Genomic DNA, 21,705 nt, shown 5'->3' with positions numbered 1-21,705 from the left:
AAACACGTTTACAGATAGAAAACCCAAACTAAATAGCCTGCCAGTAGAAAACGGTAAATCACGTAAGGCCACATACCAACTTGATTTAACCATTTCAAAAACAGGTGAATTGCAGTGATAGCCGTTATAAATGAGGCCAAGGTACCTATCATGAATGCAGTCCAATTGATCAATATATCCTCGCTGACCACATCCATTAATTTTAGGGTTGCCGCTGCTAAAGTGATAGGAATCGCCATGAAAAACGAGAATTTTGAGGCGGTTTCTCGCGTCATTCCCAAAAATAGCCCTGCCGTAATCGTCGACCCTGATCGAGACGTACCAGGAATCAGAGCAACGGCTTGAAATAAGCCGACAATGATGGCGTCTTTTAAACCAATTTGATCGAGTGTTCGCGTTCCGCGACAAAACTTATCCGCCACCGCGAGCAATACGGCAAACACGACCGTTGTCGTAATGATGACTGCGACGGCGCGTAATACCGAATCAACGTAATCAATCAGGAAATAGCCGGCTACACACGCTGGAATGGTCGCGATCACGACCATCCATGCAAGTTTGCTCTCACCAACATGTTTTCCTCTCGGTATGGAACGCAAGCCATCAAAAAGCAAAGTCCCCACCTCTTTGCGGAAATAGCCAATAACGGCTAACAACGTTCCCACGTGAACCGCTAAATCAAAAGCAACCCCTTGATCTTGCCAGCCTGTAAGCACGGGCAACAAAATTAGGTGAGCAGAACTAGAGATGGGTAAAAACTCAGTAATCCCTTGTAATATCCCCAACCAAATAGCGTGTAAAAGATCCATATTAATGCCTACTAACTGATGTTTTTATCATTTTCGCAGGCATTATACGCACAACCGCTTTTAATTTAATAAGCGAAAGAATAAATTTTCGGTCTCTTATCGCTTAATGCGCGCATGTAATCGCGTGACCACGTCAATCGTATCCCTCTCTGGAATAAGAAAACACAGGTTAAATTCACTGGCACCCTGGCAAATAAGCCGCACGGGTGTTGGTGCGACGGCATCAAACACCCATTGGCTGAGCTGGGACTGACGACCAATTTGATTACCTATAAGTGCTATGAGCGTTAAGTTGTACTCAAGTTCAACTTTAGCAAACAGTTCAATCTCTGCGATGGCTGCGGCTGGCACAGATACCGCGTGATTAGCTTGACTACCTCCCTCATCTAACGTGAGCGCAATACTTACTTCTGAAGTCGTGATCAGGTCAACACTAATATCGTACTTAGCGAAAATCGAAAACAACTGCGCGAGAAAACCCGAAGCATGAAACATATCAATGCTATGTACGGTCATCAAAGTCTGCTGTTTACGGACTGCGACTGCCCTAACATCGGGTTTATGAGTACTGTTCTTTACCAAACGAGTTCCGCCACGAGCAGGATACGCCGCATGCCCGACAAATACCGGTATCTGATACTCAATAGCAGGCAATAAGCTCGCAGGATGTAAAACTTTAGCGCCAAAAGTCGCCATTTCAGCCGCTTCATCAAAGCTCATTTCAGCGATTGCAAAAGCATCTGAACATAGTCTTGGATCCGTCGAATACACGCCCGCCACATCGGTCCAAATTTGTAACTCTTGAGCTTGGACGACAACCGCGAGCAACGCTGCTGAATAGTCACTTCCGCCGCGTCCCAGGGTTGTTGTTTGACCCCTCTCATTTTTTCCGATAAAGCCTTGGGTTACATAGAGCCGACCAGGCTCTAAGGTTTTAAGCCATTGTGGTGCTTTTTCTATCATGGCTTTAAGCTGCGGTCTCGCTCGACCGTATCGACTGTCGGTAAAGAGCCAAGTTTTCGCCTCAAGTACTGCACTCGGTTGTTCTGTTTTCGCTTCCCAAGCCCAGCTAAATAGTAGGCTTGAACAACACTCACCAAAACTCAAAAGCTGATCGCGCCACGCGACAAACGAAGCATCATGGGGAGTAGGTCTGCGCGCCACATGTTGTCTCAGTCGGTCATGCAAGTCATCAAGCGCTAATTGCTTCTCCACCGCTCCGGCTCTGTTTAAACGGGATAATTCATCGGCGATCTCTGTATGTCGATGCACTATCTCAGACAATATAGACTCCACATTGTCAGACTCGTTAGCGAGCATCACTAGCCGGTCGGTAACGCCAGCACATGCACTTACGACCACTAAGATAGGTTGGTTTTGTGATTTTACGTTGGCAACCGCGGCGCATATTGCCGAATAATTAGCGACACTGGTTCCACCAAATTTTGCAACTCGAAATGTATGTTGGGGATTAGTCATTTGATCCTCTGAACAACTTACAACAATGTTCAGAGAGCTTGGTACATGATGAGGATTCTCAATACTGCAGCCAGAAGCTCTCCACCCGTTTGGTGACAACTGCAGGTGTTCAAACCCAACAGCCGATAACTAAGCATCCAACCGCTCAGTTACCTCGGCGAAAAACTCCCTCACATTTCTTAAGTGTTGGAACTTATCAAGAAATGCTACCTAGCTATCGCGCCTCTTCCTAAGCCTTATTATTAATCGTTCGTTGATGAGATTCAACTGCCGAAATGAAACTACAAACCTGGTTACGACCATTTGACTTTGCTTGATACAACGCTCGATCGGCTTGTGAGATTAACTCTTCTGGGCTCTTAACTCTGTCAGCACTCGATACACCGATGCTCACACTGGTCGTTACCGATTCAGTAATTGACATATTCAGACTACGGCGAACGCGTTCCGCGAGTCCTAAAGCATCACTTTTTGAGGTGTTCGGAGCGATGATTAGAAATTCTTCACCTCCCCAACGGCCGACAACATCGTCATCACGAACGACCTCAGTGAGACGTTGAGCCATTTTGACGAGCACTTCGTCACCAAATAGGTGGCCGTGTTCATCGTTAATTCTTTTAAATAGATCAACATCGAGTAATAGGACAGAAATAGGTAATGTCCGACGCTCTTTATATAAACTGAATAGCGTTACGTCGAGATACTGTCGGTTATACAACTGTGTCAGTTTATCCGTCTTCGCCATTTTTTCTAAGCGAATACTTTGTTCTTGTAATAACTCATTGGCCTCGGTTCGCGTCTTTTCATAAAAACGGTACAAAAGAAGACTAATAACAAATACCTCGAGCGTATTTAAAAAGCCGCCGAGTGATAAGTAAGGCACTTGTTTAACGAAAATGCTGATGTAGAGCTGAATCAGGAAGATAGTAAAAAAGACAACGGTTAACCAAAAACCCCGTGTCTTACCTAAAAGAAAAAACGCAAAAGGAGGAAAAACAGCGGTCCATAAGTAGCCATTATTGCTTCCAGCCGCCAATGATAAAAACGCAGTGATCAATAATCCCAGAGTGAGAACAAAAAGCCAACTTACCAGCTCTAGTAATCGCTTCCGTTTAACAAGGTACAGCAGGCTCGCCGCAATAACCGCACCCAACGCATCAAGCAGAGCGAGTACCGGGTCACCGAATACAGCTAAATTTATTACCGCCAGTAGACACAGTGCGCCGACCCCCATCATCAAGCACGCTTGTAACAGTTGGCTGCGGCGATAATTAGGATCAAGCTTATCGATGATATATGTAGGACGAAGTAATTTTTTCACTCAGATTGATTAACCGCCCAAATAAAAAAAGATTGACGGAAAAATAAACACCCGTCAATCTTTTTTGGAATCGATTAACTCAATCAAGCGGATTGTTTTAACGTATCCATGTCAATAACAAAACGATATTTAACATCACCTTTTTTCATTCTTTCGAAGGCTTCGTTAATATTCTTGATATCAAGCATTTCTACATCACAGTGAATGCCATGTTCACCACAGAAGTCCAACATTTCTTGGGTTTCTGGCATTCCACCAATCAGCGATCCTGCAAGTACACGACGCTTCATTACCAGTTGCCCTGCCTGTAATGCGGGATCTACTGGCTCAAGCAAGCCGACCAAAATATGCGTTCCATCAAATTTCAGACAATTCAAATACGGATTTAAATCATGCTGAACAGGCACGGTATCAAGCATAAAGTCAAAGGTTTCTGCCACCGCTTCCATTTGTTCCGGATCAGTCGAAATAACAACGTGATCAGCGCCTTGCTTTTTAGCTTCTTTGACTTTACTTTCCGAGCGCGTGAAGAGGGTCACTTCTGCGCCCATCGCTTTAGCGAACTTTACACCCATGTGACCTAAGCCACCCATTCCAATCACGCCGACTTTGTCACCCTGCTTAACACCATAGTGACGCAGTGGAGAATAGGTGGTTATCCCTGCGCATAACAAAGGAGCACTCTTGGCAGGATCGAGGCTGTCGGGAACGCGAACAACAAAACGGTCACTGACAACAACATTTTCTGAGTAGCCGCCGTAGGTAATTGAGCCATCATGCTTGTCCTCACCGTTGTAAGTCGGCACCATGCCACTCAAGCAATATTGCTCTAACCCTTGATCACATGCCTCACAGCTACGACAAGAGTCAACCATACAGCCAACACCAACAATGTCGCCTTCTTTATAGTCTTTAACATCCTTACCGACAGCCGTTACGCGACCAATTATTTCATGACCGGGAACCACTGGGTAAATCGTTCCACCCCAGTCATTCTGTACGTAGTGAATATCCGTGTGACAAACACCGCAATACAGAATATCGATGGCTACGTCATCTGCTCGAGGCTCACGCCGTTCAATAGTATGGGGAGCCATACCTGAGTTTTCAGATTGAGCCGCATAAGATTTAGTCATGCTTTATCTCCAAAGTTGATATAAATTTAGATTCAGCTATTACGAATGTTGTAAGTAATGGTAATCAATTTACAATTCACGTACCATTTGGAAGTCAGCAACCTTCAAAGTCGTGACAAAATGCTCAAACACGTGATGCTCAGTAAGCTTAAAATCATTTCACTCGTTACCGCTGTTTCAATTCTTAGCATAGGCAGCTTCGCGCATAGCGCACCGACTGATCCTTCCATCAATACGACGCAGTTCGATCTGCCGGTCGATCAGTCAATTCACTATATGACTCGTCAGACTTGGACAACCCGCGATGGCTTGCCCCACAACTCGATAAATGCCATTGCACAAGATAAGCAAGGCTTTCTCTGGTTTGGAACTTGGCAAGGCCCGGTCCGCTTCAACGGCAAAGACTTTGAGATCTACGATGATATACGCATTACTGGATTACCCGACATCGGTATTTTCTCAATTGCGCTCAATCCGTGCGACGATAGTATCTACGTTGCGGGTGCGCGCGGAGGACTTAGCCGCTTTCATGACAACCGCTGGCTTCCACTTGAGCCTGCACCTCCATTTGTCAACGAAGTAGAAATCGACGCGCACTGCACGATTTGGGTCTCAAGTAGCGAACAAGGCTTGCTCACGTACGAAAATAATGAACGTGTATCGCAATTTACTACCGAAAATGGCTTACCCTCAAATAACGTCTATCAAGCACGTATTGATGACAAAAGCAATTTATGGGCGGCAACGTCTGCCGGGCTGGCGGTCAAGCCTGCGGGTTCAACACGGTTTAAAGTCATCGAAGGAATTCCCGCTGACCGTATTCGGAAACTTTTTCTCGATACGGATGGTCAGCTCTTGATTGGCACCGGCAACGGGGTTTACCAACAACAACCTAATACATTTGAATTTAAACAGTTGTTGCCAAATATCAATTACACCATTAGCGCGATCAATCGTACAAGAGACGGAGCTCTGTGGTTAGGGACCTACCGTAATGGCGTATTGCGTCTGTACAATGGCGAATTGCAGCAAGTTACTACGGCTAATGGACTCCCCAATAACCACGTCTTAGATATTCTTGAGGACCAAGAAGGGAGTGTTTGGGTATCGACCCACGGTGGTCTCATGCAGTTTCGGCGTTCATTGTTCACCACGATGCAATCTCATAACGGTCTTGCTGGCGACTTTGTAAGGTCGGTTTATGAATATAAAAACCAACTATACGTTGGAACAAGCAACGGCATAAGTACCGTCAACGAGTCACGTCTCGCAACCTTTAACCCCCCTCACCCTTTGGCAAATCAATCTGTTCTTTCGTTTGCTGATTATCAAGGGCAACTGGCCATTGGTACCTATACCAATGGCTTATTCATCTGGGATGGTGAACGCGTTACCGACCACTTAACTACCGATAATGTTCTTAAATCAGAAGAAGTGCGTGCCATCGCAACGTCAGAACAATATGGTGTATTCCTCGGTACGCCGATTGGGGTTACCCAACTAGTGAAGACAGCCAACGGCTGGCAGTCAAAATTAATAACGACCCGAGATGGACTGCAAAATAATTACATCACCACGCTCCGGGTCATTGGCGATGAACTTTGGGTTGCCTCAGTCAGTGGTGTTTCTGTCATTGACTTAGCCGCGTCATCAGATCATTCGTTTAAGATTAATAAGCTTGATTTCAGTGGCTTGAATGACGCCCAGTTAACCTTTCAAATTAGTCTGAAAGGTCCTTACGTTTTTCTCGCTACCGATCGAGGTCTAATATATCACCATCAAAAGAATGATACCTGGGGCATCATTAACCGAGATCAAGGATTACCATTGGATAACTATATGTCCATGGCCTTTGATGGGGATGCAAACATTTGGTTAGGTTCTAACCGTGGCGCCCTGTTTATTGCCCATGATGTATTTGATGACTTTCTCAATGGCACGATCGATAAACTGACCTATCAACGCTTTACCGAAGTCGATGGTATGGGGAGTTCACAAATTAACAGTGGCAGCCCTGCAATGATACGCAGTAGTACGGGACGAGTATGGATGAGCACTGCGCGTGGCGTATCGTCGATTGCACCCTCCGATTTGAAATCGATGGTACAGGTCGCCCCACCCGCGGTTATTTCATCCGTGACAGCCGACGGCGAGCGAGTGACTTATGGAGGCCATATACCGGCGGATACGCAACGCCTTGTAGTCAATTACGCCGGATTAGGATACCTCATGGCCGACCACATCGAATATCAAGTTCGCCTTGTGGGTTTCGATGATAATTGGCTTGCTCGCGGTTCAATGACCACATCTGAATATACGTCCTTACCCGCCAATGATTACGTATTTCAGGTCCGCGCTGCGTATCCAGGAGGTGCTTGGAGTGAACCCGTCAGCTTCGCCTTCACTCGCTCTGAACATCCCTGGCAACAATCATGGTTTTGGCTATCTATCATCTTTGCCTTGGGATTGGCGGCAACTATATTAGTGCGAGCACGAATTCGCTTTTTGAACAACCAACGGGCTCAACTCGAGCTGATGGTTGCCGAAAAAACCAAAGAGCTTAAAGGGCTTGCACGTCAAGACTCACTGACTCAGTTAGGTAATCGGCGAGCATTTGATGAGCAGCTTCAGTATGAATTTAAACGTTGTGAGCGATCGGAACAGCCTCTATCGCTTGCTATTATCGACGTCGATCACTTCAAATCTATTAATGACCGTTTTTTACATGTGATCGGTGACCAAGTACTGATAGAGCTCTCGGCGCTATTAAGCAACATGTTAAGAGATATAGACTACATTGCGCGCTGGGGCGGCGAAGAGTTTGCATTGTTAATGCCCGAGACAACCGCTAAAGAAGCGCTACAAGCAGCCGAACGAATTCGTCAGCGGATAGAGGACACATCTTATCAACATCTTGCCGATGAGCTAGCTGTGACAGTGAGTATTGGCGTGGCCTCGAGCGAACATTACCCTAATCACAGTGCGCTGTTAGTAGCTGCTGATAAAGCGTTATATAAAGCCAAGCAAAGTGGTAGAAATAGAACGGAGTTAGCCTAAATATGAAAAAGTCACTTATCGCGTTGACGGTGGTCGGGCTGCTCGCTGGTTGCGGCGACGCCACCACTCATGAGCAAAACGCTAACACCAAAGTGTCGGTCAAAAGCGTCTCAATGTCAGAGAAGCTCAATGAAATTTATCAAGGGTATTTTACCGAAAATCTCGATTTAAATCCTCTCACGGCGACGTATATCGGGCGCGAAGGCTATAACGACAAACTGCCTAATTTTTTGTCACCAGCCCACCGTAAAAAACAACGCCAGTTAGAGCAGACATACCTAGATAAAATCGATTCTATTGATATCGACTCATTAACTGAAAAGCAGAAAATTAGCTATCAAATATTTCGTCAGGACCGCATTAACGCCATCGCAGGGTTTGCGTTTCCTTCGCACCTGATCCCGATTAACCAGTTTTATAATCTGGCAAATCAATATGCGATGCTTGGTTCAGGTGACTCGGCTCAACCATTTAATGATGCTGAAGACTATGCCAATTGGGCAAAGCGGATGCATCAAATCCCTGTCATATTTGATCAAGCTATCGCAAATATGAAAGAAGGCGTAGAAACAGGTATTGTTCAACCTCAGGTACTCATCAAAAAATCAATAACACAAATCCGAGCTCAGCAAGTTAATGATGTTAAAGAAAGTATTTTCTGGCGCCCCATTGACCAGTTTCCAGATACGTTATCGGAGCAACAACAGGAAGCGTTCCGCACTCAATACGCCAACATATTGAATAACGAAGTTATTCCCGCCTATCAACGCTTAGCAGACTATTTAGAGCAAGAATACTTACCTCACACACGCACCAAGAGTTTCGGAATTGGTCAGCTTCCAAACGGAAAAGCATGGTATCAGCACCAAATCAAAGTCAATACATCAATCGATATCAGTGCCGACAAGGTTCACCAACTCGGTAAGCAAGAAGTCGCGCGTATTCATGATGAAATGCGTCAAATAATGACTGAAATCGACTTTCAGGGTGATTTAAAAGCATTCTTTAACTTCATGACCAACGACGAACAATTTATTTACCCAAGTCGTCAAGCCATGCTGGAAGACTACCGTGCTCTCCGCGCAAAAGTGGACGCGCGTGTGCCGAAACTATTTAATATTTTCCCGCAAGCGGACTACGAAGTGAGACCCGTTGAACGCTTCCGCGAGCAGTCAGCCAGTTCCGGTAGTTATCAATCTGCACCGAGGGGGAACACGCGCCCTGCTATATTTTACCTAAATACGTACGATCTTCCCTCTCGCCCCACGTGGGCAAAAACCGCTCTATTTTTGCACGAGGCAGCACCGGGACATCATTTCCAAATTAGTATTCAGCAAGAATTGGAGGACTTACCGCTATTCCGTAAGTACGGTCGACAAACAGCATATACCGAAGGCTGGGGTCTCTATGCTGAATCGTTAGGCGATGAGCTGGGATTGTACCAAGATCCTTATCAGCGATTTGGTGCGTTAGCGGCTGAGCTCTGGCGGTCTATTCGTTTAGTTACTGACACCGGCATTCATGATAAAGGTTGGACCCGCCAGCAAGTGCTCGACTACATGTACGATAATGCTCCAGTAGCAAAAGCACGGGCTGTTTCAGAGGCAGAGCGCTTCATGGCGTTACCGGGGCAAGCCCTCGCTTATAAAATAGGTCAGTTGAAAATCGCAGAGTTACGACGCATGGCAGAACAAAAGCTCGGTCCTAAATTCGATATCAAGCGTTTTCATCGCATCGTGCTAGAAGATGGCGCACTGCCTCTATTTTTACTCGAGAAGAAAGTTCGCCTATGGATAGCGCAGCAACTTTAATCCTCATCCGACTGCTGGCGCGCCGCGCGGCGTGCCAGCCCAGCACAGCGTTTCGAGCAGTACTTAACCTGTTCCCAATCGCGCTCCCATTTCTTTCTCCACGTAAAGGGTCGATGACAATGGGCACAGCATTTGGTGGGTAAATTAGATTTTTTATGTGCCATGTTAAAGTAAATGATCAACGGGGAGTCGAGCGGTAAGCCATACAACAAACCGACGTCGCCAGCCGACATCAGGTTCGCGATAAATACGTTTGACCGGAACATGACTGCGATCCACCCAATAAAGTTTATAAAAACGGTTTAACCTAACTTGATACGCCCGCAGCGGTAATTCATGATCAAAAATCTCGATGATGCGTTTTGCCAGACTTGGCGATTCGATAATGAGGCCCGCTTCGGTATTAATTTGTGCTGACCGTGGGTCAAAATTGAACGAACCAACGAAGACCGAACGCTCATCAACAGTCACCGTCTTAGCATGCAAACTTGTCGCTGAGCGACGAAAATAGGGCAACACCCGATTTTGGGGAGATTCTTCAGTGCGCCGTATTTCGTATAGTTTTACACCCGCGGTTAGCAGGCGTCGCCGACGCCGTTGATAACCCGCGTGTACTGCGGGTACATCTGTTGCTGCTAACGAGTTCGTTAGTACTTGAAACTGAACACCCTGCTCGAGCATCGCTTCAATCTGTTGAACACCATTTTGCGTTGGCACAAAGTAAGGCGAAACCATACGAACCTGGTGTTTTGCACGACTCAACACCTTAACCATTTGTTGAACTACTAAACGCGATGGCTTGCGTGACATTGATGCTTTGTACGGATCATCACTAATCCATTGGGCTTCTGCCGAATGCCAGGTTAATCGACTTAAATCGAGATCCTCGTCAGCGAGACCACCGAATACATACTCATTCAGTTGCTCTGCATGGGCTTGTTTACTGAATTGCTGCCAACGCGCAATAAACGCCTCGGTCCGACTGCGACCCGATATATTGTCAATCGACACAGCGAGATCACACTGCCAATAGTTCGACCAGTCCTCAGCAATAGCGCTCACGCAATCACCCTTGACGAGTACATCTAAATCTGAAAATAGCTGCCCTGCATGGGTTCCAAAGTACTCGTCACCAATATTGCGACCACCCACGATGGCATAGCAGTCATCGACAATGAACGCCTTATTGTGCATGCGTCGATTAACGCGTCGAAAGTCAGTAAAGTAATTAAGCCAGCGCAGTTTGCGATGAACTAAGGGGTTAAACAACTTAACTCGAAAGTTCGGATGCTGACTGAGATCACGTAACAACTGTTCGGTTGGCTTACTCGTAAAATCATCCAACAGCAAATAAACCTTCACGCCACGCTCAGATGCCAGTTTGCACTCATTCAACAGCGTTAAGCCACTGGCATCATCGCGCCACATGTAATATTGCAGCTTGATTGAGTGCGAAGCCATGCGGATAAGCGCAACGCGTTGGCGTAGACTTTCTCGGGCATCATCAAGCAAAGCAAACCGGTTGTGCTGTTTCATCGCAGGTGCTCGATTGCCTGCTGGATTCCCGCCAGTGTCAGTGCTTCCATCCGTCCGGACATGATCTCATCGATCATCTGAATAGAGGGGTAGTACTTCCAATGACTTTCAGGCTGAGGGTTGAGCCATACTGCGCGCTCAAATCGAGCCAACAGACGCTCTAACCAGACCTTTCCGGGCTCCTCGTTCCAGTGCTCAACACTCCCACCGGAGAATGCAATTTCATAGGGCCCCATGGTTGCATCCCCAACAATGATAAGTCGGTAATCCTCACCGAACCGTTTAATCAGAGATTCGGTGCTAACAAAGCTTGAACGCCGACGCGCGTTGTCATGCCAGACGCCTTCATAAACACAATTATGAAAATAGAAGCGTTCGAGGTTATGAAACTCGCCCTTCAGTGCTGTAAAAAGTTGCTCGACCTCGTAGATGTGATCATCCATCGAGCCACCAATATCCAACAGTAACAACACATTTACGGCATTGTGTCGTTCAGCTTGCCATTGCAGATCCAGCAGCCCACCTTTTTTACTTGTCGCTCGGATTGTTGCTTCAAGATCCAACTCGGTCTGAGCTCCCGTTCTTGCGAACTGACGCAAGGACCGCAAAGCCAGTTGATATGAGCGTTGCTCTAATGCAGCATGCTCGTCTAAATCACGGAATTCTCGTTTATCCCATACTTTGGCTGCACTTCGATTTCGGTTCCCCTCTTGCCCAATACGAATACCGTTTGGATGATAACCGTAGGCGCCAAACGGCGAAGTACCTCCAGTACCTATCCATTTGTTGCCACCTTGATGCCGAGACTGCTGCTCCTTTAACCGCTCCTTAAAGGCCTTCATTAGCTCGTCTAGGCCACCTAACTGGTTTAGCTTCTGTTTATCCTCTTCGGATAGATTTCGCATCAGCGGGTTATTCAGCCAGTCCTCAGGGATACGTTCGGCCACATCCACATCGACGACTTTATCGATATACTCGGAAAAGGCGCGGTCAAATCGATCAAAAAAACGTTCATCTTTGACCAATATAACTCTCGATAATCGATAAAAGTCATCGATACTCCCCCAAATCACTTTTTTTTCTAACGCTTCGAGCAACGTGAGATACTCAGTGATAGAGGTTTTTAAGCCGTGTTTTCGAAGCGTAAAGTAAAACTCAATAAGCACGAGACGCCCGCTCGATCAATTCGATATCTTGCTCATGTTTCAACAGTGCACCGGCTAACGGCAACATAGATGGCCGCTCGCGATACTCAGCAAGTTGCTCGGGTGAAATATCTTCGGTTAGCAATAAACGCAACCAATCCAGTAACTCCGACGTTGACGGTTTCTTCTTTAAACCTGATATCGAGCGCACACCAAAAAATACCGCGAGTGCCTCATCAAGTAATCGAGCCTGCAGGTTTGGAAAATGAACTTTCACGATCTCAGCCAACGTTACTTCATCCGGAAATTGGATATAATGAAAAAAGCAGCGACGTAAGAAAGCGTCGGGTAATGTTTTTTCATTATTAGACGTGATAATAACGATAGGTCGCTGTTTTGCCTCGACCTGCTCCCCGGTCTCATAGACGTGAAAAGCCATTTGATCGAGTTCTTGTAATAGATCGTTAGGAAACTCAATATCGGCCTTATCAATTTCATCTATCAATAATACAGGACGTTTTTCGGCGCTAAAGGCTTGCCACAACTTGCCCGGCTTAATGTAGTTTGAAATGTCATGTACTTTGTCGCTACCCAGTTGACTATCACGTAAGCGCGAGACCGCATCGTACTCGTAAAGGCCTTGTTGTGCTTTTGTCGTCGACTTGATGTTCCACTGCAAAAATGGCGCATCAAGTGACTCCGCAAGTTCGATTGCTAAACGAGTCTTGCCCGTACCCGGTTCTCCTTTTAGTAGTAAGGGCTTCTCGAGTGTCACAGCCGCGTTTACGGCCTGTGACAAGTCATCAGAAACGATGTAATGCTCTGTGCTTTTAAAACTCATTAATTTTTAACCTTATCAAGTCGATTCAAAATTCTGGCTAAATCCGCTTTCACAAAGGGTTTTGTCAAATAATCATCCATCCCTGAACGCAGAGCGTGAGTGCGAGTTTCAGGGTATGCATTAGCGGTCAATGCAACAATATGTGGTTGATATATCGGTAGGTCACGAATTTTTAACGTGGTCTCAATCCCATCCATGGTCGGCATATGAAGATCCATAAACACAACATCGACAGTGTTCTGTTTTAGCATCTCAACAGCCTCATGACCACTCGATACTTTTGTCACATGTTGATCGAGCGATGTTAGCATCTCGCTCACGATCAGCTGATTGATAGGATTGTCATCCACAATCAATATACGGCGAGACACAAGCGTAGGTAGTTTCGGCTTATCAAGCGCTTCGTGATTAACATCATCACTATAAACCGCATACATGGGTAGACGTAGACTAAAACATGTCCCTCGATTCGGCTCGCTATCGACTTCAATTTCACCATCTAATAGCTGTACTAAGTTTCGTACGATGGCTAAGCCAAGCCCGCTGCCGCTTTGCTTTTTACTTAATCCTTGATGCTCTTGTTCAAAGAGTTGCCAAATACGTTGTGTGTCACGAATGCCTGCACCTGTGTCACGTACCTTAATCAGCAATTCGCCCTGCGCTTGCGCTTGAGTCGTCGTGACTGGATCGACAGACCAGTCAATCGACAGCATAATAGTGCCTTGTTCAGTGAACTTAACGGCGTTGTTCAGCAGATTTGTCAATATTTGTATCAGTCGGGCGCGATCACTAAAAATGCGTTCAGGCAACGCTTTGCTGTGGTGAATAATAAACTTCACACCCTTTTCTTCGATTGGCGCACGATACATCGACTCAATGTGTTGCAGAATCCGCGCTAGCTCTAACACGTCTTTATTAAGCTTCAGCTGGCCTTCTTCTGAGCGTGTTAGATCCAATAAATCATTGAGCATCTGTAGCAAATGATCACCGCTCTCTTTAACGGTCATGAGTAATTGATGTTGATGAGTATCCAAAGCAGTATTCTCGAGCACACTGACTAAGCCCAAAATACCATGTAACGGTGTTCTCACTTCATGGGACATATTGGCTAAAAATACATTCTTAGCACTGGCCGCACGACGCGCATTAATTTCTGCCTGCTTTTGTTCAGTGACGTCCGTTACCGTTCCGGCGTAGCGCGTTGCTTTTCCGTGTTCATCCCGCTCAATGACACGACCTCTGTCAAGAACATAAACGTAATGTCCGTCACGGTGGCGAATGCGATGTTGGCTCTCATAAAACGGTGTAATTCCATCCAGATGATCTTTAACCGCTCGCCATACGCGGTCATAGTCATCTGGGTGAAGTCGGCTTGACCAACTATATGGACTTTGCTCTATTTCCTCTCGTGACCAGCCGAAAATCTGCGCCCATCGGTCGTTGAAAGAAGTTAAGTTAGATTGAGGATTCCATTCCCAGGTGCCGAGTCGAGTCGCGTCGAGTAGCAATTGTAACCGATTACGCTCAGTTTCTAATTTTATCTCTAACTCTTTGCGCTCCGTAATGTCGATTAAATAGCCAAATAATAATGGCACGCCGTCATCAGTATCCATTTTTATAATCGTGGTATCGGATACCCATACATGACGTCCATTTTTATGCTTAATGCGATAATCATTGTGTGTGATACGAAAACCCGTTTCGCCGCTTTTTAAGCGTTTAACTTCCTCATTGACACGAGGTAAGTCATCCTCATGTATAAGAAACTTAAAATGAACTTCACGGTCGATAAACTGCTGTTTATTGTAACCAAAGATGGACTCAACATTATCCGACACATAACGCACCGGCCACAGTTCCGAGTCTTGCCAGACAAACAAGCACACACTGTTGCCCGCAGCAAGTAACTCTGCAAAGTTTTGATTACCGATCTGCTCGGGGTTAGGTACACTCAATGTTTCTTTCATTTACTCACGCGTCGCATATCACAACTCAATGCATTCTAACCATAACGTACATAAACTGACAGCACCCTTGGACGACTTAAAACAACTAGTCCCATAGTGAAACCCGGTCAGCTAAACGACCATTGGCTAAAGTGGTTTGAAGTTCATCCGCCATCCAACGGCCGGCATCGATCGCCTTGCTCCAGTATTGAATTCGTTGTGCCGCATCTAATTGCGCGAAGTCATTTCGATCGGGAATTTTTTGATAGGGCAACTTATTTAGAAAAGCCTCAGTTGGACTAATAAAAATGGTATTGGGCCAATTTCGTCCTGTACTGCGCCGCCATTTCAGACGTTTATCAAACCACCCAGGAATCGCTTCATGATGAAAATGCGGATAAAGGGTCAAGCCATCGACACCCGACAAATCAATATCAAAATGATAGTCAGTAATCCCACCGTCGCGATAGACTCCACGCGGAGCGCCCGGGATATCGCGTACCCCTTCCAACACCATCGGAATGGAGCCGGTAGCCAACAACGCTGGCTGGAAATTGCGCTCAGTTAAAGCAACATGCTGTGTGGGTAAGTCGTTCCAACCTTTTGAGAGCGCTAAATTTGACGCTGGATGGTGAAACACGACACGTTCATAATAACGCCCCAGCCAGCTACGGTTAATGCTATTTGCAAGAGCAGAGGACAGCAGTCCCAAAGCTTGTCGACGTCCCTCTTTAGCGGTAGACCGCAAACAACGTACGGCAATAAAGTGATGATGCACACGCGTCTGTGACAAAATCGAGGATACGGCTGATTCTGGAACATATCGATGCAGTAGATTCTCGGCTTCGGCAGTAATCTCCCGTTGATCAGGTCTCGCACTGTAAGTTTGATGACTGTAGAGCTCAGCGAATAGACGACTGGCAGCGACCGGATCCTCTTGACCTAACGATGCAAAACGCCAAGCGCCGGCTGAAGTGCCAAGGGTATTAAGAGGCTGCTTTTTACCGGCGAAGAATTCCCCGAATAGCCATTCATCAATACCTTGTAATACAAACCACTTCGGCCCCCCGGAAGCGCCCATTAAAAGCCCAATATCATCAGCGGTCAAACCGTTCTGTTGAATATGAGCTAAAGCGCTCGCTCCTGCACGAATGGAAACAAATGATTGCGTCATGGCGCCACGTCCTTATAGTTGTTTTTTTCGTTCTGCCAATACACCCAACACCAGCAATAAGCCAAGGACAGCGGGTCCGAGCAAATGCAATGGAATGGTATAAATCCAACTCGCTAGTATCGGCGTGAAGCCAATTAACAAATAGCCATAGCCAAAGGCACACAAAGCCACAAAAATTAGTGCTCGCACAATGAACGGGTAGTTCGAAACTGATTTTTTAACTAAACGGTTCACCTCATCACCATAAATCACTAATAATGTAGCCAATATCATCATAGCGATTTCATGGGTGTGTTGCCGAAGCATCATGCCTAGCTGGTTCATCAATTGCAGCAATCGAATTCTCCTTAAGCTTACCTAAGCTTCGAAGTATACCGATTTTTACTTATTCGAACATCCCCCGTCCCCTCTTTGCTACTCGCAGCGCCGCGTCAACTTTGGTATCCTCATACTTATCATTAATCAAAAATACACATGACAACGCATGAAATTTATCTCATTTAATATCAATGGAATCAGGGCTCGACTTCACCAATTGCAAGCGATGATCGATAAACATCAACCTGATGTTATCGGACTTCAAGAAACCAAAGTTCATGATGACCAGTTCCCGCAACAGGCCGTGGAAGATATGGGTTATCACGTGAACTTTTTTGGGCAAAAAGGTCATTATGGCGTTGCTTTACTGAGTAAGAAACCACTCACAAACGTGCAAAAAGGCTTTCCAAATGAGCCCGAGGATGCTCAACGCAGAATGATCATGGGGGATTACCCGCTCGATGATGGTGCTACCGTACGCGTTTTAAATGGTTATTTTCCACAGGGTGAAAGCCGCGACCATCCCACAAAGTTTCCAATGAAAGCGCAGTTTTATCGTGACCTCATTAACTACCTCAATGATGACTTATCCCCAGAACAACCCGTTATTGTGATGGGCGATATGAACATCTCTCACCAAGATCGTGATATCGGTATCGGCGAAACGAATGCTAAGCGCTGGTTAAGAACAGGTAAATGTAGCTTTTTACCCGAAGAACGTGACTGGTTAAATGAAGTACTTGATTGGGGACTGATCGACACTTATCGTACGTTAAACCCCGAGCAAGATAACGAGTTTAGTTGGTTTGATTACCGTTCTCGTGGATTCGACGATAATCGTGGTCTTCGTATCGATTTAATTCTTGCCACGCAAACGCTCGCCGATCGTTGCGAAGAAAGTGGCATAGACTATGAGCTACGAGGCATAGAGAAACCCTCGGATCATGCTCCAATTTGGAGTCAGTTCTCTATCTAACTTATTAGTAAAAGGATCGCGGTAATGGCGCTGCTACTTAATATTGTTGCACTTTGCATCCTCATCGCTACTTGGGTGAATGACAGTTGGCGCATATTGAGAAGCAGCCGCCTATTACAGCACTTATTATTCGGTTCCGCTGCCGTCATCAGCTTTATTTGGCTATTTTCAGCCAAGCTCGAACAAGGCCTGAGTATTCATTTCTTATTGATTACCACACTCACCCTCATGCTTGGGTTCCGCTATGCATTGCTGGCAGGGGTCGCTATTATAGCTGTCAATAGTTTTGCCAATAGCTATCCATTGAATGCGATTGGCGCGCTCTACATTAGCCACATTGTAATACCGGCTGCGGTAACTTATGTGGCTTATGCCGTTATATATCACAGACTCCCGCGACATCCCTTCGTTTATATATTTTTGAATGCATTTCTTGCCGCGGCCGTCGCCATCGCTATGACCCAATTAGCACATGCGGCTTGGGCCTTAATGAGTGACCGTTTGACGCCCAAACAAATATGGGAAAACTATTTAATGATTACACCTCTGGTGATGTTTCCCGAGGCACTTTTGAATGGCATGGCGGTGACATTAATGGTTGTTTATCGACCGAATTGGTTAGTCACATTTAACGATAAGCAATATATTGACCCGAACTAATGTTGATCAGGAGGCAGTACAGATAGCGCTTGCTCCAACACATAGGCTAAGTCCATATAGGTCGGCCCTCCGTCAGTAGGCTTTTTTAAAACCGCACGGCTTTGTTTCAGCTTATCTCGTAGTTCCCAATACCAACCTCGTAACCTCCTCGGAAGGGGTTGATTCGCGCGCCAGCCAAACCAAGCAATTAATTGCAACGGCATACTTAGAATCACCAACGACGTGAGTAAGCCCTGCTGCCAATAGGCATGTAAAAATTGCCAATGTAACATGGCATTGACGACAGCAATCGCGGGTACCCAACGCTCCATCATCCGCAACAAAGGTACTAATCGGGTCTCTCGGAATGCTGCAACGACCGCATGACGAGGCCACCTTCTCGCGTACACATGTCCGTCTTTAAATAGTCGGAATATACTGAGTTTCAAATCGTATTCCTTCTCATTGACTGAGCTTCAGTTATTCAAGTTATCAACGTTTTCTGTGGATAACTTTGTTGATAGGGTGTACTCATTAGCGCACACCTCGCGAACTATATACGCTTTTGCTTACTGGACGTATTATAATCAACTACATGTTTGTTTTGCACCTTTATGGCTAATTCAGATAAGCTATGGTTAAGATAGTTCGTAGGAGATGTCATGCCAGCCCCTTCTTTATTAGCGCCATGCTCGGGTCGCTTGCTCACGTCAAGTCATCACCCTAGCCCGCTGATTCAGTCACAGTGGCTTGGCCACACCACATGTATTGATGTCTCTGGCAACCAAGTGTTCGCGCCTGCCGATGCCGTCATCAGCTATATATCACCGGCAGGCAACTTTATTCACCTCAACACTGACGCGTTGGGTCGCATCCTACTGTGTCTCGGCGCACATGAGCCAGCCAATAAATTGACAGCGCTACACCGCCATGTCGGTAGCGGTGATGAGGTAACTCGCGGCACGCCGCTATTGTCGCTGAATCAAGCGTTAATAAGACGACAAGCGAATGCTTACAATCTAATGGCCGTTATACTGCAACCTAATTACTCGTTCGATAAACTGACATTGAGAGAAAGCGGCGCCGTCACCGCTTTAGAATCTGAATTAGTTATTCAAAAGGACATATAATGATCAAAGTGCATGGCATCAAAAACTGTGACACCGTAAAAAAATCCATAAAATGGCTAGAACAACATCAACTTAAGTACGAATTCCGTGATGTGCGCGAAATTCCGCTATCCACAGCTGAGGTCGAGCAATGGCTCGCCGATATACCCGCTGACCAACTGGTAAATAAGCGCAGTACCAGTTGGCGACAGTTGGACGAATCACAACGTGATCTGAGTAATCAGGCGTTGGTGTGCCAGCTTATAGTCGAGCAACCAACATTGTTTAAACGGCCGCTAGTTCAAGCCAAAGGAGAGGCACGCGTTGGCTTTAATGCCCAACAGTGGGAGGCATGGTTAGGCTGATGTCAAATAGTGAAACATTGCAACTGGCTAAAACGCTATTAGAGAGGCCATCGATCACGCCTGCTGATGAAGGCTGTCAGCAAGTACTCGGCGATCGGCTGAAATCGCTTGGCTTCGAATTGGAGTCGATGATATTTGAGGATACGACTAATCTTTGGGCGCGTCTGGGGCAAGGCAAGCCAGTATTGTGTTTTGCCGGTCACACGGATGTCGTTCCTCCTGGCGACCCCAGTGATTGGTCGTTCCCTCCTTTTCAACCCACCGAGCATGAAGGCTATCTTTATGGTCGAGGGGCTGCCGATATGAAAGGGAGCCTCGCAGCGATGATCGTTGCGGTTGAACGCTATCTCAAACAGGTCGACGAACCTCCTTTCGATATCGCTTTTTTGATCACCAGCGACGAAGAAGGTCCGTTTATCAATGGAACCAAACGCGTGATGGAGACCTTGGAGTCTCGTAACGAAAAAATCACTTGGTGTATCGTGGGAGAGCCCTCTAGCACAGAACAGCTCGGCGACGTCGTCAAAAATGGTCGTCGTGGAAGCCTTTCTGGCTCGCTTAGTGTGATTGGAGTACAAGGGCATGTCGCCTACCCTCATCTCGCCGAGAACCCCGTTCATAGTGCAGCTAATGCGCTTGCTGAACTGACCCAAACACGCTGGGATGACGGTAATGAATTTTTTCCACCGACCACCTTTCAAGTGTCTAATATTCATGCAGGTACGGGGGCTGGCAATGTGATCCCAGGGCGCTTAGATATCGAATTTAACTTTCGGTTTTCGACAGAGTCAACATCAACTCAGTTGCAACAGCGCGTAGAGGCTATCTTAGACGCCCACAACCTTAATTATCAGCTTAACTGGAAACTCAACGGTCCCGCCTTTTTAACTGCACAGGGTCTTCTCATCAATAAAGTTCAGTGCGCAATCGAGCGAGTTTGCGGCTATCCAACAAAGCTCTCGACCGCTGGAGGAACATCGGATGGACGTTTTATTGCGCCAACAGGCGCTGAGTTAATCGAACTTGGACCGGTAAATGCCACTATTCACAAAGTCGACGAATGTGTGAAGATAACTGATCTTGATACGCTCACAGACGTTTACCAAGCCATACTGGAAGAAATGAGTGTTTAACGATGATAACTTCAGCGCAGCGTTTGGGTAAGGCCCAGGATCATTTACTGACATTAATCGACGGCCACATGCTTCACCCTCTGGCAGCACGAGCTTTTGAGGAAATGAAAGAGGCGGCGTCGCGTGATGGTATTACCCTTGCTATTGCGTCGGGTTTTCGTAGTTTTGACAGGCAGTTGTTGATTTGGAACCGAAAATGGTCTGGTGAACGTTCGGTCAATGACGAACAAGGGCATCCGCTTGATACGACCCAGCTGAGCGATGAAGAAAAGCTACACGCGATTCTTCACTGGTCAGCGTTGCCAGGCGCCAGCCGCCATCATTGGGGGACCGATATTGACGTATGGGACCCCTCTCGTTTTAACTCTAACCAAACGCTTCAACTGGTGCCCGAGGAGTACGAACACATCAATGCGCCCTGTTATCCATTGTTGTGCTGGCTGCAACAGCATGCTCACGAATTCGGCTTTTTCTTTCCTTATCGCGTCTACCAAGGCGGGGTGTCTCACGAACCTTGGCATTTGAGCTATCAGCCAGTCGCCGATCATATTCAACAATCGTTGACGCTCGACGAGCTCAAAAACGCGCTAAGCAACACTGATATCGCGGGTAAAGAGACCGTACTAGCGCACTTACATGTCATTAAAGAACGTTACTTTGACAATATCTGTCGTGGTAACACAGGAGAAGAGTAATGCAAGAGCATTGGGTTTGGTTAATTATTTTGTTGGTATTGGGCGTCGTTGTGAGTAATTTGATGGTACTTAAATACAGTAGCAAGTTAAAATGGCCTACTAAAAATAAGCCGCCCAAAGAAAGCTCTGAGGACGACTCATCTAAACAATAAAAAGTAGGTCGGCAGTCTAGACTAGGAGAATTGCACGCCTAAACGCTGACCGACCTCCTTATA

Annotated in this window: 21 protein-coding genes and 1 riboswitch; of the genes, 9 read left to right on the top strand and 12 right to left on the bottom strand. The window is 46.3% G+C overall.

Going from position 1 to position 21,705, the window contains the following annotated elements:
* Positions 1-8: 8 nt before the first annotated feature.
* From ABNS04_RS06555 to ABNS04_RS06540, 4 genes are all read right to left on the bottom strand, one after another.
* The gene (locus ABNS04_RS06555) at positions 9-809 is read right to left on the bottom strand and encodes an undecaprenyl-diphosphate phosphatase (RefSeq protein WP_272977688.1); all 801 of its coding nucleotides are present in this window, start codon (positions 807-809) and stop codon (positions 9-11) included.
* A 96-nt stretch (positions 810-905) separates the two neighbouring features.
* Positions 906-2,288 carry a lysine-sensitive aspartokinase 3 gene (gene lysC / locus ABNS04_RS06550; RefSeq protein ID WP_272977687.1) on the bottom strand — a complete coding sequence of 461 codons (1,383 nt, stop codon included), beginning with the start codon at positions 2,286-2,288 and terminating at the stop codon, positions 906-908.
* Positions 2,289-2,354: 66 nt separating this feature from the next.
* Positions 2,355-2,524: riboswitch (Lysine riboswitch) on the bottom strand.
* Positions 2,518-3,609, bottom strand: a complete 1,092-nt coding sequence (locus ABNS04_RS06545; RefSeq protein WP_006955462.1) for a GGDEF domain-containing protein — start codon at positions 3,607-3,609, stop codon at positions 2,518-2,520. It overlaps the preceding riboswitch by 7 nt.
* Positions 3,610-3,692: 83 nt before the next feature.
* Entirely contained in the window at positions 3,693-4,745 is a 1,053-nt protein-coding gene (locus tag ABNS04_RS06540; protein WP_006955463.1) for an NAD(P)-dependent alcohol dehydrogenase, read from the bottom strand.
* Positions 4,746-4,802: 57 nt separating this feature from the next.
* Here ABNS04_RS06540 and ABNS04_RS06535 point away from each other — a divergent pair, with 57 nt between their 5' ends.
* Together ABNS04_RS06535 and ABNS04_RS06530 are read left to right on the top strand one after the other, a co-directional pair.
* Complete coding sequence (locus ABNS04_RS06535) at positions 4,803-7,802, top strand: diguanylate cyclase (RefSeq protein ID WP_348671246.1); 3,000 nt, start codon at positions 4,803-4,805, stop codon at positions 7,800-7,802.
* A gap of 2 nt (positions 7,803-7,804) precedes the next feature.
* The gene (locus ABNS04_RS06530; RefSeq protein ID WP_006955465.1) at positions 7,805-9,613 is read left to right on the top strand and encodes a DUF885 domain-containing protein; all 1,809 of its coding nucleotides are present in this window, start codon (positions 7,805-7,807) and stop codon (positions 9,611-9,613) included.
* On the opposite strand, the gene ABNS04_RS06525 is transcribed toward ABNS04_RS06530, so the two are convergent.
* The 7 genes from ABNS04_RS06525 to ABNS04_RS06495 all read right to left on the bottom strand — a co-directional run bounded on the left by ABNS04_RS06525 (position 9,610) and on the right by ABNS04_RS06495 (position 16,591).
* Positions 9,610-9,777, bottom strand: coding sequence for a DUF2256 domain-containing protein (locus ABNS04_RS06525; RefSeq protein ID WP_006955466.1), 168 nt, complete (start codon positions 9,775-9,777; stop codon positions 9,610-9,612). The genes ABNS04_RS06530 and ABNS04_RS06525 overlap by 4 nt on opposite strands.
* Before the next feature lies 1 nt (position 9,778).
* Positions 9,779-11,149: a phospholipase D family protein gene (locus ABNS04_RS06520; protein WP_272977685.1), complete on the bottom strand. Its 1,371-nt coding sequence runs from the start codon at positions 11,147-11,149 to the stop codon at positions 9,779-9,781.
* A complete protein-coding gene (locus tag ABNS04_RS06515) occupies positions 11,146-12,315 on the bottom strand; it encodes a VWA domain-containing protein (RefSeq protein ID WP_272978430.1) in 1,170 nt (389 codons plus the stop codon). Before ABNS04_RS06515 ends, ABNS04_RS06520 begins: the two co-directional genes overlap by 4 nt.
* Complete coding sequence (locus ABNS04_RS06510; RefSeq protein WP_272978431.1) at positions 12,305-13,135, bottom strand: MoxR family ATPase; 831 nt, start codon at positions 13,133-13,135, stop codon at positions 12,305-12,307. Before ABNS04_RS06510 ends, ABNS04_RS06515 begins: the two co-directional genes overlap by 11 nt.
* A complete protein-coding gene (locus ABNS04_RS06505) occupies positions 13,135-15,102 on the bottom strand; it encodes a PAS domain-containing sensor histidine kinase (protein ID WP_272978432.1) in 1,968 nt (655 codons plus the stop codon). Before ABNS04_RS06505 ends, ABNS04_RS06510 begins: the two co-directional genes overlap by 1 nt.
* Before the next feature lie 85 nt (positions 15,103-15,187).
* Positions 15,188-16,255 (bottom strand): alpha/beta hydrolase, encoded by a 1,068-nt coding sequence (locus ABNS04_RS06500; RefSeq protein ID WP_272978433.1) that lies wholly within the window; start codon positions 16,253-16,255, stop codon positions 15,188-15,190.
* A gap of 12 nt (positions 16,256-16,267) precedes the next feature.
* The gene (locus ABNS04_RS06495; RefSeq protein WP_006955472.1) at positions 16,268-16,591 is read right to left on the bottom strand and encodes a DUF3392 family protein; all 324 of its coding nucleotides are present in this window, start codon (positions 16,589-16,591) and stop codon (positions 16,268-16,270) included.
* Positions 16,592-16,739: 148 nt separating this feature from the next.
* Between ABNS04_RS06495 and xthA the strand changes: the two genes are divergently transcribed.
* Both xthA and ABNS04_RS06485 read left to right on the top strand, forming a co-directional pair.
* Positions 16,740-17,549: an exodeoxyribonuclease III gene (xthA, locus tag ABNS04_RS06490; protein ID WP_006955473.1), complete on the top strand. Its 810-nt coding sequence runs from the start codon at positions 16,740-16,742 to the stop codon at positions 17,547-17,549.
* A 24-nt stretch (positions 17,550-17,573) separates the two neighbouring features.
* Positions 17,574-18,209 carry an energy-coupling factor ABC transporter permease gene (locus tag ABNS04_RS06485; protein WP_006955474.1) on the top strand — a complete coding sequence of 212 codons (636 nt, stop codon included), beginning with the start codon at positions 17,574-17,576 and terminating at the stop codon, positions 18,207-18,209.
* On the opposite strand, the gene yfbV is transcribed toward ABNS04_RS06485, so the two are convergent.
* On the bottom strand, positions 18,206-18,637 hold the full coding sequence (gene yfbV, locus ABNS04_RS06480) for a terminus macrodomain insulation protein YfbV (RefSeq protein WP_040487869.1): 432 nt from the start codon (positions 18,635-18,637) through the stop codon (positions 18,206-18,208). The two genes, ABNS04_RS06485 and yfbV, sit on opposite strands and share 4 nt — an antisense overlap.
* A gap of 213 nt (positions 18,638-18,850) precedes the next feature.
* Here yfbV and ABNS04_RS06475 point away from each other — a divergent pair, with 213 nt between their 5' ends.
* Genes ABNS04_RS06475 through ABNS04_RS06455 form a run of 5 tightly spaced genes read left to right on the top strand, consistent with a single transcriptional unit; the run spans position 18,851 to position 21,642 of the window.
* A complete protein-coding gene (locus ABNS04_RS06475) occupies positions 18,851-19,318 on the top strand; it encodes a PTS glucose transporter subunit IIA (RefSeq protein WP_006955476.1) in 468 nt (155 codons plus the stop codon).
* A complete protein-coding gene (locus ABNS04_RS06470; RefSeq protein WP_272978434.1) occupies positions 19,318-19,662 on the top strand; it encodes a Spx/MgsR family RNA polymerase-binding regulatory protein in 345 nt (114 codons plus the stop codon). The genes ABNS04_RS06475 and ABNS04_RS06470 overlap by 1 nt, the downstream gene beginning before the upstream one ends.
* Positions 19,662-20,795: a succinyl-diaminopimelate desuccinylase gene (gene dapE, locus ABNS04_RS06465; RefSeq protein WP_272978435.1), complete on the top strand. Its 1,134-nt coding sequence runs from the start codon at positions 19,662-19,664 to the stop codon at positions 20,793-20,795. The genes ABNS04_RS06470 and dapE overlap by 1 nt, the downstream gene beginning before the upstream one ends.
* A gap of 2 nt (positions 20,796-20,797) precedes the next feature.
* Entirely contained in the window at positions 20,798-21,490 is a 693-nt protein-coding gene (locus tag ABNS04_RS06460) for a M15 family metallopeptidase (protein ID WP_006955479.1), read from the top strand.
* The gene (locus tag ABNS04_RS06455; RefSeq protein ID WP_272978436.1) at positions 21,490-21,642 is read left to right on the top strand and encodes a DUF2897 family protein; all 153 of its coding nucleotides are present in this window, start codon (positions 21,490-21,492) and stop codon (positions 21,640-21,642) included. Before ABNS04_RS06460 ends, ABNS04_RS06455 begins: the two co-directional genes overlap by 1 nt.
* Positions 21,643-21,705: the final 63 nt, after the last annotated feature.

Source organism: uncultured Idiomarina sp. (assembly GCF_964010655.1).
Classification (GTDB): domain Bacteria; phylum Pseudomonadota; class Gammaproteobacteria; order Enterobacterales; family Alteromonadaceae; genus Idiomarina; species Idiomarina baltica.
Note: the sequence above shows the minus strand (reverse complement) of the source record. Positions and strands in the feature narration are given on the sequence as shown.

What these genes read in the sequence shown, in the direction of transcription:
- ABNS04_RS06555 (WP_272977688.1), bottom strand. Translation starts at nt 809, where the DNA reads ATGGATCTTTTACACGCTATTTGGTTGGGGATATTACAAGGGATTACT.
- lysC (WP_272977687.1), bottom strand. Translation starts at nt 2,288, where the DNA reads ATGACTAATCCCCAACATACATTTCGAGTTGCAAAATTTGGTGGAACC.
- ABNS04_RS06540 (WP_006955463.1), bottom strand. Translation starts at nt 4,745, where the DNA reads ATGACTAAATCTTATGCGGCTCAATCTGAAAACTCAGGTATGGCTCCC.
- ABNS04_RS06535 (WP_348671246.1), top strand. Translation starts at nt 4,803, where the DNA reads ATGGTAATCAATTTACAATTCACGTACCATTTGGAAGTCAGCAACCTT.
- ABNS04_RS06530 (WP_006955465.1), top strand. Translation starts at nt 7,805, where the DNA reads ATGAAAAAGTCACTTATCGCGTTGACGGTGGTCGGGCTGCTCGCTGGT.
- ABNS04_RS06525 (WP_006955466.1), bottom strand. Translation starts at nt 9,777, where the DNA reads ATGGCACATAAAAAATCTAATTTACCCACCAAATGCTGTGCCCATTGT.
- ABNS04_RS06520 (WP_272977685.1), bottom strand. Translation starts at nt 11,149, where the DNA reads ATGAAACAGCACAACCGGTTTGCTTTGCTTGATGATGCCCGAGAAAGT.
- ABNS04_RS06510 (WP_272978431.1), bottom strand. Translation starts at nt 13,135, where the DNA reads ATGAGTTTTAAAAGCACAGAGCATTACATCGTTTCTGATGACTTGTCA.
- ABNS04_RS06505 (WP_272978432.1), bottom strand. Translation starts at nt 15,102, where the DNA reads ATGAAAGAAACATTGAGTGTACCTAACCCCGAGCAGATCGGTAATCAA.
- ABNS04_RS06500 (WP_272978433.1), bottom strand. Translation starts at nt 16,255, where the DNA reads ATGACGCAATCATTTGTTTCCATTCGTGCAGGAGCGAGCGCTTTAGCT.
- xthA (WP_006955473.1), top strand. Translation starts at nt 16,740, where the DNA reads ATGAAATTTATCTCATTTAATATCAATGGAATCAGGGCTCGACTTCAC.
- ABNS04_RS06485 (WP_006955474.1), top strand. Translation starts at nt 17,574, where the DNA reads ATGGCGCTGCTACTTAATATTGTTGCACTTTGCATCCTCATCGCTACT.
- ABNS04_RS06475 (WP_006955476.1), top strand. Translation starts at nt 18,851, where the DNA reads ATGCCAGCCCCTTCTTTATTAGCGCCATGCTCGGGTCGCTTGCTCACG.
- ABNS04_RS06470 (WP_272978434.1), top strand. Translation starts at nt 19,318, where the DNA reads ATGATCAAAGTGCATGGCATCAAAAACTGTGACACCGTAAAAAAATCC.
- dapE (WP_272978435.1), top strand. Translation starts at nt 19,662, where the DNA reads ATGTCAAATAGTGAAACATTGCAACTGGCTAAAACGCTATTAGAGAGG.
- ABNS04_RS06460 (WP_006955479.1), top strand. Translation starts at nt 20,798, where the DNA reads ATGATAACTTCAGCGCAGCGTTTGGGTAAGGCCCAGGATCATTTACTG.
- ABNS04_RS06455 (WP_272978436.1), top strand. Translation starts at nt 21,490, where the DNA reads ATGCAAGAGCATTGGGTTTGGTTAATTATTTTGTTGGTATTGGGCGTC.